The 12746-nt window shown below is 55.4% G+C and carries 15 protein-coding genes; 7 read left to right on the top strand and 8 right to left on the bottom strand.

The window, feature by feature from the left end; all coding sequences use genetic code 11:
* The first annotated feature begins 12 nt into the window (after positions 1–12).
* Entirely contained in the window at positions 13–687 is a 675-nt protein-coding gene (locus DL239_RS12985) for an SGNH/GDSL hydrolase family protein (protein ID WP_167684528.1), read from the top strand.
* On the opposite strand, the gene DL239_RS12980 is transcribed toward DL239_RS12985, so the two are convergent.
* Positions 684–1052 carry a winged helix-turn-helix transcriptional regulator gene (locus DL239_RS12980; RefSeq protein ID WP_167684527.1) on the bottom strand — a complete coding sequence of 123 codons (369 nt, stop codon included), beginning with the start codon at positions 1050–1052 and terminating at the stop codon, positions 684–686. The two genes, DL239_RS12985 and DL239_RS12980, sit on opposite strands and share 4 nt — an antisense overlap.
* A 119-nt stretch (positions 1053–1171) precedes the next feature.
* Here DL239_RS12980 and DL239_RS12975 point away from each other — a divergent pair, with 119 nt between their 5' ends.
* A complete protein-coding gene (locus DL239_RS12975) occupies positions 1172–1780 on the top strand; it encodes an NAD(P)H-dependent oxidoreductase (RefSeq protein WP_167684526.1) in 609 nt (202 codons plus the stop codon).
* Positions 1777–2496 (top strand): glutathione S-transferase family protein, encoded by a 720-nt coding sequence (locus tag DL239_RS12970; protein WP_167684525.1) that lies wholly within the window; start codon positions 1777–1779, stop codon positions 2494–2496. Before DL239_RS12975 ends, DL239_RS12970 begins: the two co-directional genes overlap by 4 nt.
* A 31-nt stretch (positions 2497–2527) precedes the next feature.
* Here DL239_RS12970 and rarD read toward each other — a convergent pair whose 3' ends face one another.
* From rarD to DL239_RS12950, 4 genes are all read right to left on the bottom strand, one after another.
* Positions 2528–3436, bottom strand: a complete 909-nt coding sequence (rarD, locus tag DL239_RS12965; RefSeq protein ID WP_167684524.1) for an EamA family transporter RarD — start codon at positions 3434–3436, stop codon at positions 2528–2530.
* Between the two features lie 9 nt (positions 3437–3445).
* A complete protein-coding gene (locus DL239_RS12960; RefSeq protein ID WP_167684523.1) occupies positions 3446–3886 on the bottom strand; it encodes a DUF3995 domain-containing protein in 441 nt (146 codons plus the stop codon).
* 67 nt (positions 3887–3953) lie between these two features.
* Positions 3954–6404: a GcvT family protein gene (locus tag DL239_RS12955; protein WP_167684522.1), complete on the bottom strand. Its 2451-nt coding sequence runs from the start codon at positions 6402–6404 to the stop codon at positions 3954–3956.
* A gap of 85 nt (positions 6405–6489) precedes the next feature.
* The gene (locus DL239_RS12950) at positions 6490–7500 is read right to left on the bottom strand and encodes a GlxA family transcriptional regulator (protein WP_167684521.1); all 1011 of its coding nucleotides are present in this window, start codon (positions 7498–7500) and stop codon (positions 6490–6492) included.
* A 75-nt stretch (positions 7501–7575) separates the two neighbouring features.
* Between DL239_RS12950 and DL239_RS12945 the strand changes: the two genes are divergently transcribed.
* Positions 7576–7875 (top strand): DUF1294 domain-containing protein, encoded by a 300-nt coding sequence (locus DL239_RS12945; protein WP_167684520.1) that lies wholly within the window; start codon positions 7576–7578, stop codon positions 7873–7875.
* On the opposite strand, the gene DL239_RS12940 is transcribed toward DL239_RS12945, so the two are convergent.
* Both DL239_RS12940 and DL239_RS12935 read right to left on the bottom strand, forming a co-directional pair.
* Positions 7855–8307, bottom strand: a complete 453-nt coding sequence (locus DL239_RS12940; protein WP_167684519.1) for a free L-methionine (R)-S-oxide reductase MsrC — start codon at positions 8305–8307, stop codon at positions 7855–7857. The genes DL239_RS12945 and DL239_RS12940 overlap by 21 nt on opposite strands.
* 89 nt (positions 8308–8396) lie before the next feature.
* The gene (locus tag DL239_RS12935; RefSeq protein WP_167684518.1) at positions 8397–9569 is read right to left on the bottom strand and encodes a thiolase family protein; all 1173 of its coding nucleotides are present in this window, start codon (positions 9567–9569) and stop codon (positions 8397–8399) included.
* 92 nt (positions 9570–9661) lie between these two features.
* On the opposite strand from DL239_RS12935, the gene DL239_RS12930 reads away from it, so the two are divergent.
* The 3 genes from DL239_RS12930 (at position 9662) to DL239_RS12920 (ending at position 12329) form a co-directional block, all read left to right on the top strand.
* Positions 9662–10000 carry an STAS domain-containing protein gene (locus DL239_RS12930; protein WP_167684517.1) on the top strand — a complete coding sequence of 113 codons (339 nt, stop codon included), beginning with the start codon at positions 9662–9664 and terminating at the stop codon, positions 9998–10000.
* Positions 10001–10042: 42 nt separating this feature from the next.
* On the top strand, positions 10043–10480 hold the full coding sequence (locus DL239_RS12925; RefSeq protein WP_167684608.1) for an ATP-binding protein: 438 nt from the start codon (positions 10043–10045) through the stop codon (positions 10478–10480).
* Between the two features lie 271 nt (positions 10481–10751).
* A complete protein-coding gene (locus tag DL239_RS12920) occupies positions 10752–12329 on the top strand; it encodes a gamma-glutamyltransferase family protein (RefSeq protein ID WP_167684516.1) in 1578 nt (525 codons plus the stop codon).
* 57 nt (positions 12330–12386) lie between these two features.
* Here DL239_RS12920 and hspQ read toward each other — a convergent pair whose 3' ends face one another.
* The gene (gene hspQ / locus DL239_RS12915; RefSeq protein ID WP_167684515.1) at positions 12387–12713 is read right to left on the bottom strand and encodes a heat shock protein HspQ; all 327 of its coding nucleotides are present in this window, start codon (positions 12711–12713) and stop codon (positions 12387–12389) included.
* Positions 12714–12746: the final 33 nt, after the last annotated feature.

Genomic DNA, 12746 nt, shown 5'->3' with positions numbered 1-12746 from the left:
CGTTTGCCGCTCATGCCCCTGTTGCTGGCCCAAGCACTGTGGGTGCGGCGACGGGCACAACTGCTGCCGGAACCGCCAGGTCCACGCTCAGGCACCAGCGGACAAGGACCACGTTTGCGGCTATTGATCATAGGGGACAGCTCGGGCGCAGGTGTGGGGGCTGCAAGTCAGGATCAGGCGCTAAGTGGACAGTTGGTGTCGCGGCTAGCTGATCGTTATCAAGTGACATGGCGGCTGGAAGCCCGAACTGGCAACACAACGCCAGACATGACCCGGCAGCTGGCTAGCATGCCGCCAGAAACCTTTGACTGCGCGGTTGTTGCGCTTGGCGTCAACGACGTAACCCGTGCAACAACCAAGGTTCAGTTTGTATCTCACCAGACAGCCCTTTTCGACCTCTTGAAATCTCGATTTCGAGTGCGACAGATCCTATGCACCGGAGTTCCACCTTTGCAGCATTTTCCGCTATTGCCGCAGCCGTTGGCCTGGACATTGGGACGCCATGCCGCGCGTCTGGACTCAGGGCTGGTTCAGTTGGCTCATCGAAACGAAGGTGTCTCTCACCTGCCATTAGTTCTACCACGAAACCCGGATATGGCGGCGCAAGATGGTTTCCATCCCAGCCCCAAAGCCTATGCGATCTGGGCGGAAAATCTGGCCCGGAATATTCTTTCCCAGGAACTTTAACCCACCGCTTCAGGGTCTAGCGCTTCGGCCCATTTACGCAGCTCATCCAAGACAGTCAGCGCCGCCCGCCCCTGTTTTGTCAGGCTGTATTCCACCGAAACTGGTGCCGTATCAACGACCTCCCTTATCACCAGTCCCTTGGCCTCAAGGTGGCGTAGACGCTCGGTGATCATCTTTTTGCTGGCGGCTGCAATCATGCGAGACAAATCGTTGAAACGAACTGGGCCGAACTGCAGATGCCACAGGATCGACCCCGTCCATTTACCGCCTAACATCCGCATGCCGTTTTCGATTGGACAGGGTTGACTACAGGCCGAGGTCGCCCGCCTGCGGCCAAGTTCATCCTCAATCACACGCGCCTTCATCGTCGCTTCTCCAAAAAACTTGCAGGTTACTAAAAGTATACTGGTTGCTTAAGTAAACCTAACACCCCACCTCCTGCGATGTGAATAGACAAACTTCTAAATTCTCGGAAAGAACCAACATGTCCAATGTTCTCATCATCAACGGTTACCAGCCCTACGACTTTGCACCCGGCGGCTTGAATACAGCCCTTGCCGAACGCACCAAGGCATTTTTCGAGGCACAGGGGGATCAGGTCCGGGTGACAACTGTGGCCAATGGCTATGATGTCGAAACAGAGATCGCCAGTCACTTGTGGGCGGATACGATCATCATGCAATTTCCTATCCACTGGATGGCGACGCCTTGGAATCTCAAGAAATACCAAGACGAAGTCTATACCGTGGGGATGGACGGGCGCCTTGCGACTGGCGATGGCCGTACCTCAGATGCTCCAACTCAAAACTATGGGCTGGGCGGCGCACTGCAAGGCAAAAGCTATATGCTCTCGGTTACCTTCAATGCGCCTAAAGAGGCCTTTGACGATCCATCGCAAGCTTTCTTTGCCGGCGCTTCGGTTGACACGCTTTTGTACCCAACTCACCAGGTTGCCAATTTCATGGGCTTGCAGAAACAGCCGACCTTTGTGGCCTACGACGTGATGAAAAATCCTCAGATCGAGGCTGATTTTGCACGGCTGAACCGCCACCTGACTGAGGTCTTTGCCAAAACACTGGAGCCTGCGGAATGAGTCAACCAGACATTCACCTGTACACGGCAGCAACGATGAATGGCTACAAGCCGGTGCTGTTTCTGGAAGAGGCAGGCATTCCCTATGATCTGACCTTCATCGATTTTGCCACGAAAGAGCAAAAGGCGCCCGCCTATCTGGAGCTGAACCCCAATGGTCGCATTCCCACGATTGTGGATCGGTCAAATGATGATTTCGCCGTATTCGAAAGCGGCGCCATCCTGTGGTATCTGGCCGAGAAATACGGGCTCTTCCTGCCCAATGACCCCAAGTTGCGATCAGAAACCTTGCAGTGGCTGATGTTTCAGATGGGTGGCGTTGGGCCGATGATGGGACAGGCGATGTATTTCCAGCGCATCGCTGCACCCAACGGGCAAGATAGTCCCTTTGCCATCAAGCGATATGTGGACGAGACGCGCCGGTTGTTCGAGGTGTTGGACGCCCGGCTGCATGGGCGGGAGTATCTGGTTGGTGATCAGATCACAGTAGCTGATTTTGCCACCTACCCTTGGGCACGGGCTTACCCCTGGGCCAAAGTCTCAGTCGATGGTTTGGATCACCTGCAGGCCTGGTTTGATCGGATTGATGCAAGGCCAGCGGTGCAACGGGCACTCAAGATTCCCAAGTCCGTACCTGCATTCTGGGGCGACGCAGATGCAGAGACCTTTTTGAAGGAAAACGCCGGTCGGTTTGCCGCTGACGTGCCCCGCGCTTGAACCACTTCAGGCGTCCCGTTGATCGGGGCGCCTAAGCTGGCTTGGCGCGCATCTGTTTGACCAGTGACATTGAATAGATCACCAGCGCCGCCCAGATCATCGGGAAGGCAATCATCCGCGCGCCGTCGAATTCCTCACCGAAGACAAAAACCGCAATCAGAAAAATCATAGTGGGGGCGATGTATTGCAGGATACCAATGGTCGACAGCCGCAACAGCTTGGCGCCATTGGCATAGGTGATCAGCGGCACTGCAGTGACGATGCCACATCCCAGCAACAACGCAGTATCCATGCCAGTACCGCCAATGAGTCCTGCCCCGGTCACCGATAGATAGATCACATAGCCCAACGCCACGGGCAGCAGGATTAGCACTTCCAACATGAAACCCTGATTGGGTCCAACCGGCAGAGACTTTTTGAAAAAGGCATAAAAACCCCATGATAGGGTCAATCCAACTGCGACCAAGGGCAGCCCTCCGGCTGCAACCGTCAACACCACAACTGCTCCAGCGGCTAGGGCAATTGCCACCATCTGTACCCGATTGGGCCGCTCGCCCAGCAGTACCGATCCCAGCAGAACGCTAAACAACGGATTTATGTAATAGCCCAGCGCCGCATCAAGGGCGTAGCCATTGGCAATTGACCAGACATAGATACCCCAGTTGACTGAGATAAGCGCCGCGGTGACGCAGGCCATCAGCAGGGTTCTAGGGCTACGAAGCGCTGCCATCAGATCATCGGTACGACGCAACACAATCAGTAGCAGCCCGGCAATCGGTACAGCCCAAATCACCCGATGTGCCACAACTTCGGCTGCCGGGATATGTGACAGGGCCTTCATATACAGTGGCAGCAGCCCCCACATCACATAGGCGGACAAGGCAAAAGCCAACCCGCGCGGGCTGTCGGTGTTGTTGGGGTTGGGGTTGGGGGATGTCATCAGGCTCTCCTACATGCGCCCGGTCAAGGCGACATCAAGCAACAAAGCCGCAATTACCAGGCAAAGCGGGCCATATCTGGTCTGGTCAAAACGGGCAAAGGGCTGTTCGGGCACCATCGCCCGCCAATGCGGGATATATGGGGCAAGCCCCCGGAGAGAGAACACAAGGATCATCGCAACAAGTATAATTCGGTACATCTGAAACAGCATAAAACCTTGCATCAGACCCGCATGTGCCAGCACAACATGGGCTGCACCGATCAGCACAACCGCGACCAGCAGGCTGGCCAGTGGCGGCGGCATCTTTTGAATGTCTTTGCTGCCCACCACGGTTTTGGCCAAGGTTGCCTCATCCTTTGCCGGCCAGTGGACACCCACCGCCCACAGCAAATGCAACACCGCAATGCCCAGCAATACGGCAACAACAAGAATGGCGCTAAAGGGCATCATTTGGTGGACTTCCTATTCAATATGCTGCCGCATGGCTTTCACCAAACGGCAGCACATTCAACAGAAATCACACCTTCACGCGCTCGGACTTGGGGTCATACATCGGTTTCAACGACGCCTCGGCCCTGACCCGGGTTCCCATCACGTCGATTTCATAGGTCGAGCCCAGAACATCCTTCGCGCTTTCACCCTCGCATGGCACATATCCCAGCCCCATGGCAGCCCCCAGCGTGTGGCCATAGTTGCCCGAGCTAAGATACCCAACAATCTCACCATCTCGGATCAGCGGTTCGTTGTGATACAGCATCGGTTCAGGATCAGTCAGCTTAAACTGCACCATGCGGTTCTTGGGACCGGTCTCCTTGCGCTCAAGCACTGCCTCACGACCGATAAAGTTAGGCTTGTCCACCTTCACCGCAAAGCCAAGCCCGGCATCAATCACATGGTCTTCACAGGTGATGTCGTGGCCAAAGTGGCGAAATCCTTTTTCGATCCGGCAAGAATCCATCATGTGCATCCCGCACAGTTTCAGCCCCATGTCCTGACCCGCTTCGGACAGGATTTCAAAGGCGTGACCGGCCATATCAGAACTGACATAGATCTCCCAGCCCAGTTCGCCCACATAGGTCACCCGATGAACGCGGGCTAGCCCCATGCCCAACTCAATCTCCTGCGCGGTACCAAAGGGGTTCACCGCGTTGGAGAAGTCGTTGGGCGATACCCGTTGCAGCAATTCGCGTGAACGTGGCCCCATCACCGCCAGCACACCCTCGCCTGCAGTTACATCAGTCAACACAACCCGAAAATCACCCTGATTGCGCATCATCCAGGTCTGATCTGCCAATCGAGTGCCCGATGGGGTCACCACCAAATAGGCTGTCTCGGTCAGTCGAGTGACGGTAACGTCGGCCTCAATCCCGCCGCGTGAGTTCAGGAACTGAGTGTAGACGATCTTGCCCGCTGGCACCGACAGGTTGGCTCCACAGACATAATTCAGGAACGCCTCGGCATCCGGGCCTTCAACCCGGATTTTCCCGAACGAGGACATGTCATACATGCCGACATTCTCACGCACGGCCTGGTGTTCTGCAGCAGAGTTTTCAAACCAGTTCTGCCGTTTCCAGCTATACTGATACTCACGCTCCTGTCCCTCATTTGCGAACCAGTTGGCGCGTTCCCAGCCAGCAGTCTCGCCCATTACCGCGCCTTGATCCAGCAACTGTTGATGGAACGGTGTACGGCGCACACCCCGGGCGGTGGCCTTTTGGCGGTATGGGAAGTGATCCGCATACAGCAGTCCCAGCGTTTCCTTAGAGCGTTCAAACAGATAGTGATTGTTTCCCTGAAACGGATGCATCCGGCTGATATCCACATCACCCAAATCAAACGGCTTCTCGCCCGCGTCCATCCATTGCGCCAGCGCCATTCCGGCTCCGCCAGCCGACTGGATACCGATCGAGTTAAACCCGGCGGCGACCCAGACATTGTCCATCTCGGGGGCTAGACCCAGATGATAGGCGTCGTCAGGCGTAAAGCTCTCTGGCCCATTAAAGAAGGTATGAATCCCGGCCTCGGCCAGCATGGGCATCCGCTCGCAGGCAGCTTCTAGAATCGGTTCAAAATGGTCGAAATCTTCGGGCAACTGGTCGAACTCAAACCGATTTGAAATGCCCCCCATACCCCAAGGTTTGGCATTTGGCTCAAAGGCCCCCAGCAGGATTTTACCAGCATCTTCTTTGTAATAGGCGCACTCATCTGGCACCCGCAGCACCGGCATCTGGCTCAGACCCTCAATAGCTTCGGTGACGATGTAAAAATGCTCGCAGGCATGTAGCGGCACATTGGTGCCCGCCATTTTGCCAACCTCGCGGCCCCACATGCCCGCGCAGTTCACCACCATGTCAGCTTCGATATGACCCTGCTGTTCACCGTCATCTCTAACCCAGTCCACACCGGTCACCCGGCGGTCCTGTTTGGTCATGCCAGTGACCTTGATACGCTCCTTGATCAGCGCACCATTCTGACGTGCGCCTTTGGCCATCGCCAGCGCGATATTGGCTGGGTCCGCTTGCCCGTCGGTGGGCAGCCAAATACCGCCGGTCACCCCTTCAAGGTTCAGATGTTCATAACGCTGCTTAACTTCGGCAGGTGATAGCTCTTCCGCAGGCACCCCAAAGGCCCGCGCCATAGCAGCACTACGACACAGCTCTTCGCGGCGTTCCTCTGTCAATGCGACAGAAATCGACCCAACCTGACGCAGCCCTGTGGAAACCCCGGTTTCCTCTTCCAGACCATTGTACAGTTCAGCAGAGTAGCGGGCCAATTTGGTCATGTTCGAGCTGGCCCGCAGCTGACCAATCAACCCAGCCGCATGCCAAGTGGTGCCCGAAGTCAGCTGTTTGCGCTCCAGCAGCACAACATCCTTCCACCCTAGTTTGGCCAGGTGGTAGGCCACCGAACAGCCGATCACACCACCGCCGATAATGACCACACGGGCCTTGTTGGGAAGATCACTCATGACATCGCTCCAGACTTACTCTTTTGCGATTAACCTGCCATGTCACCGATCTTGAAAATGCATGATATCCGCCAAATTATGACGGTTATCCATCATTCGCGATGGGCACCTTTTGCCCCCCCCCTGCCCCGCGACGTTTGCGCAGGGCCAGCGGGGTCAGGCCGAACTGAGACTTGTACAGGCTTGAAAATCCATTGGGAAAGCCACAGGCCAAGCCAACTTCACCAACGCTAAGACTGGTGTTCAATAACAGGTTATTCGCCTTGCTCAGCCGAATTTCACGGTAGAAGTTATTTGGCGTCGTACCAAAATCAGCTCTGAAACGGCGCTCAAGCGAACGAGCGGATAGTCCAACCCGCCGGGACAGTTCTGAAATCGCCAGAGGTTCCTCGATATTGTTCTGCATGATTTGGATGCACCGGTCCAAATCCGCATCACCCGTGGAACTACTGTGCGCGCCTCCAAACGGTTGGCGCGTCGAAAAATCCCGAATTCTGTCGTGCAATAAAACATTGGCTACTGTCACCAGTGACGCCGAGGAAATATGACGCCCCATCACGGCCAGCACAACGTCCACTGTTGCCCCCATGCCGGCACAGGTCACCACCAGACCGTCTTCGCTGGCAAGCGTGCTATCGGCCTCAAACAGGCTGCTACGCTCACGCATTTGGGCCGAGTTTTCCCAATGGGTCGACAGATGCTGCGCCGATCCGCCTCGATCCTTGATGTAACGGCTTGCGGCCTCGGCCAAGAGAAACACCTGCGCCCCGCGGTAGGTATAAGCCGAGATCAACGCTGGCGGCGACAACGCCGGGCAGTCGGGATCACTGTTGCCAATGACAAACGCATAATCTGCCGTTGGTCGGTCCACAAAGGGATCAGATTTGACAAAGGCCTCGCAACGGCTCTCGATCATCCCACCCTTGGCAGAACGATAAGTCCAGGAAAACTGCGGCTGCGCCGCGATCCGGTTTGCAACGCGCAGGGCATCAACAATCGCGGCCACTTCCAGCAGCACAAAACCATCTGCGACGATGATGTCGATCTGGAAAACACGGCTCTCATCTGTGGTTCTGGTGGTCGTTGGATCATTCATGGTAAAATCCTAGAGCATCACAGATGAAACCTACAACGTTAATTGAAACGCTGATGATTAAGGAAAGACAACACAATGACAGACTTTCCCTGGTCAACCGTGGCTCTGTATCTGTTGGCGGTCAATCTTTTGACCATTGTGTTTTTCGCCATCGATAAACGCCGAGCGCGACGTCGACACTGGCGGATACCTGAGAAGAGCCTATTATTTCTTTGCCTTTTTGGCGGAACACCAAGCGCCTACTGGGCACGCAAAAGATTTCGGCACAAGACCCGCAAGCAGCCCTTTTCAATGCGCCTACATATGATTGCAGTAGCGCAGCTTTTTACAGGTTTGGGCCTCCTTTGGTTGGCCTTATCGGGAAAATATTTCTGACAGGATTGCTGACAGGGCATCGGCGTCCTGTTGTGAAAACGCGTCAGGCAAGTTGCTGTCGATATCAAACACACCGATCACTTCACCTGCCCCATCGTAAACCGGTAGTACCAGTTCAGACCGGGTGGAGCTGGCACAAGCGATGTGACCGGGAAACGCATCAACATCGGCCACCAGTTGCACCTGGCCAGTGCGGGCTGCTGCCCCGCATACCCCGCGCGAGAATGGGATTTGCAGGCAACCGTGACCGCCTTGGTAAGGGCCGATTTTCAACAGGTCCGGCTCTGTCACACGGTAAAACCCAGTCCAGTCAAAGCGATCATCGCTGTGGTGAACTTCGCACGTAACTGTGGCCATCAGCGAAACCTGATCACTTTCACCTTCAGTCAGGGCAGCGATCGTTTTGGCAAGGGTAACATAGTCGACAGTCATAGTAGCACCTTACGGTTGGGTGGAGGGGGCCAGCCCCCTCTTGGCCTGACGGCCAATTCACCCCTGGGATATTTTAGGCCAGATGAAGATCAGACCCGTTCAATTGCAATAGCTGTACCTTCGCCGCCGCCGATGCAAATAGCTGCAATGCCCCGTTTGAGGCCGCGTTTTTCTAGGGCGTTCAGCAACGTTACCATGATCCGCGCACCTGAAGCGCCAATCGGGTGACCCAGTGCGCAGGCTCCGCCATTTACGTTCACGACATCACGGGAAATACCCATTTCTCGCATAAAGGCCATCGGCACGACTGCAAAGGCCTCGTTGACCTCCCAAAGATCGACATCGTCTTTGCTCCAGCCAATGCGCTGCATCAGCTTTTGCGCAGCTGGAACCGGCGCTGTAGTGAACAGCCCTGGTGCCTGAGCATGGCTGGCATAACCAAGAATCTTGGCGCGCACGGTCAGGCCCTGTTCCTTAGCGGCTTCGGCGGAGGCAAGTACAAGAGCAGCAGCCCCGTCTGAAATGGACGATGCATTGGCCGCAGTAACTGTACCATCCTTGCGGAAAGCAGGTTTCAGGGTTGGAATTTTTTCTGGACGAGCCGATTTTGGCTGCTCATCCGCATCTGATACCACATCGCCCTTGCGCGTTTTGACCGTAACGGGTGCGATTTCACCGTCAAAGGCATTGTTTTCCTGTGCGTCCAGCGCGTTAGAAAGTGAGCGCAAAGCAAATTCATCCTGCTCTTCGCGCGTGAACTGGTAGGTTTCGGCGCAGTCCTCGGCAAAAGTGCCCATCAAGCGGCCCTTGTCGTAGGCATCTTCTAGCCCATCAAGGAACATATGATCGATCACCTGGTTGTGGCCGATGCGGGCTCCGCCACGCATTTTGGGCAACAAATAGGGCGCGTTGGACATGCTTTCCATGCCGCCGGCAATCATTGTGTCCGCATGACCCAGCGCAATATGGTCATAGGCCATCATGGCTGCCTTCATGCCGGATCCGCACATCTTGTTCAGCGTAGTGGCTGGTACATCTTCACCCAAGCCTGCTGCAAAGCCTGCCTGGCGCGCCGGGGCCTGCCCCAGTCCCGCAGACAAAACACAGCCCATCAGCACCTCATCAACAGTTACCGCACCCGCGCCATCCAGCGCAGCACGAATCGCTGTACCGCCCAGTTCAGCGGCAGGTACGCCGTCAAACGCGCCCTGAAATCCACCCATTGGTGTGCGAGCCGCGCCCGCAATCACAACCTCTTTCATGCTTTTCCCTCCACTGGTTGAACCATGCATACAAAATGGTAAGGATTGCGGTCTAGACTGCTAAGTAATGAATTTTCATTTTGGGGAAAAAGATGAGCCTGACTAGCACTATGACGGACAGTGGCCAGATTGTGACGGTAAACGTCGAGCGCATTGATGCCGCCATGGCCATTCAGTTCAAGGAAGACATGCGTAGCGAAACCGAAAGTGGAGCAAGCCGTGTTATCCTGGATTTATCAGAGGTTAAATTTATTGATTCCAGTGGATTGGGTGCAATCGTAGCTGCTATGAAACAGCTCGGCAGCAGCCGTAAATTGGACCTCGCCGGTTTAAGCCCTATGGTCGACAAAGTTTTTCGTTTGACCCGTATGGATACTGTTTTTGATCTTTACGCATCGCTGAACGACGCCACGGCTGTCAACAACACCTGATTAATGGACTTGAAGGCGCATTCGGCGCAGATTGAGAACTCGATGGTCAACTCGTTTGCATATTCGTTCCAGGCTACAGAGCTGGATGCCCGTGGCGGTGTCGGTACTGTAGTCGAACGTTTGCGCAGGATGGGGCTCCCGGCGGCTCGCGTCGATGATGTGCAAATTGCGCTGTCCGAGGCTGTGAACAATGTTGTCGAGCATGCCTATGCTGACACCACACCCGGTGATGTCGACATAGGTTGCAATCTAGACACCGAACAGCTGTGGATCAGTATTCGTGATGCTGGGCTGCCATTACCGAACGAAGCCTTAGCTACAAGAAAGCCTGCCGATCTGACTGGCCCACGAGAGGATTTGCCCGAGGGTGGGTTTGGCTGGTTTCTAATCCGAGAGCTGACAAGCGCTGTTACGTATGAGCGCGATAATGGGACAAATCGATTGTCACTTTGTTTTGAAGTAGGCAACAGCTGCGTTTAGGCGTCACCGCGCCTAGGCGCCACAAAACCGCCGCAAAACCGGCAAAAATATGCCCCAGCCATGTGTAAATAGTTAGGTGTAGCTGCTCAAAGCTTCCCTCGGCGCTGTGCTCAACAGCCCCCACCCAGTGCACATCGCCGAGGATACCCCCCCACACACAATGCTTCAGCACCCCGGCGGCCAAGACAAATCGCCCATACCGTCATTTCGCGGATTGCGTTTCGGCGCCTAACTTCTAGTCTTCCGACAACAATTCAGAGGATTTTAGTCGATGCGCGATTTTCAAGCTCCGGGCAGGTCAGCAGTTTTTGCCGAAAATGGCATCTGCGCAACGTCTCACCCACTTGCAGCCGGGGTGGCAGTGGACATCCTGAAGCGAGGTGGAAACGCGATGGATGCGGCCATCGCTGGTGCGGTTCTTCTGGGTATTTGTGAACCGCAAATGACCGGGATTGGGGGTGATTGCTTTATGCTCTACACCCGCCCTGGCAGCGATGACATTCAGGCGATCAATGGATCAGGCCGCGCACCTGCAGCAGCCAATGCTGCGGCTCTGCGCGAACAAGGTCTGGATATCGTCCCACCGGGCAGCCCCCATGCAGTCACCATTCCTTGCGCAATGGATGCCTTTTGCCATCTCGCCGAAACTGAGGGAAAGCTGGGCTTGGATGCGGTACTAGAGCCCGCAATCCACTATGCCGACGCCGGAGTGCCAGTAGCGCCACGTGTTGCGTTTGACTGGGCCAACGATGCTGAAACTCTACAAGGAACGGCCCGGCGAGACTATTTATTTGTCGGCCAGCCCCCCCATGTGGGCCAAATGTTCCGCTCTCCTGGGCAAGCCGAAGTCCTGCGCCGTGTCGCCCGGGATGGTCGCGATGCCTTTTACACAGGTGAGGTGGCCGACGATATGCTGACAGCCCTGCAGCAGCAGGGTGGCGTGCACGTAGCAGATGATTTTGCCAATGCCGCGTGCAGCACCGAAACCCCGGTCAGCGGTGATTACCAAGGGATGGAACTTGTCGAGCACCCGCCAAACGGCCAAGGCGCGACGGCTATTTTGATGCTCAACATCCTAAAGCATTTTGACATTGGCGCCATGGACCCTTTTGGTGCTCAGCGGGTCCACATCGAGGCCGAGGCGGCCAAATTGGCCTATGACGCCCGCAACCGCTTTATCGCCGATCCCGACCACATGTCGCGGTTGCAGCACATGCTATCCCCTGAAACTGCAGCAAAGTTGGCGGCACTGATCAACCCAAGCAAAGCCATGCCTGCCGCTGCCCCGCTTAGTGAATCAGTGCACAAGGACACTGTCTATATCACCGTCGTCGACAAGGATCGAATGGCCGTGTCGCTGATCTATTCCATCTTCCGCGGCTTTGGGACCGGCATTGCGTCTGATAAATTTGGCATTTTGCTGCAGAACCGTGGATCTGGTTTCACGTTGCAAGAAGGGCACCCCAATGAGCTGGGTGGCGATAAGCGGCCAATGCACACGATCATTCCCGGTATGCTGCGCCAGAACGGTAAGGTTTTAATGCCGTTTGGCGTTATGGGCGGCGCCTATCAACCCAATGGCCATGCCCGTTTTTTGTCCAACCTTACTGACTTTGGCATGGACATTCAGACGGCAATGAATGCCCCACGCTCATTTAGCGACAACGGCGTCCTAAAGATCGAACGGGGGTACTCTGACGAGGTTCGCCAACAGCTTGCTGATCTGGGCCACAGTGTTGACGTACCGCCCACCGCTATCGGCGGCTCTCAGGCCATCCGTATTCGCAGTGATGGCGTTCTGGAAGGCGCCAGTGATCCGCGTAAAGATGGATGTGCGTTGGGGTATTAATCGAAACCGAAAGTGTGGGGTGCGTGAGTGCACGCACCTTCCGCGCCCGTGGTGACGTTAATTCAGTTGGAAATGTAGTGGATAGGTGCCGTCTGAAAACGGACCAAACATATCCGGGATATCCGGGTGGTCGACCGGCTCGCCCGAATAGTCTGCAACTAGGTTCTGTTCGGAAACATACGCCACATAGTAGCTTTGGTCATTTTCCGCCAGCAAGTGATAGAACGGCTGTTCCTTGGACGGCCGACTTTCCTCGGGGATCGCCTGATACCATTCGTCGGTATTTGTGAACTGGGGATCGACATCAAAAACAACACCGCGAAACGGATGTTTTTTGTGGCGTACAACCTGCCCCAAATGATATTTTGCGCGTGTTCTCAACATAGTCTTGTAGCCCCTATGTTCTATCACTACCCC

Origin of the sequence: Parasedimentitalea denitrificans, assembly GCF_011813015.1 — a bacterium.
In the GTDB taxonomy this organism is placed as follows: domain Bacteria; phylum Pseudomonadota; class Alphaproteobacteria; order Rhodobacterales; family Rhodobacteraceae; genus Parasedimentitalea; species Parasedimentitalea denitrificans.
This window is presented reverse-complemented; position numbering and strand designations above follow the sequence as displayed.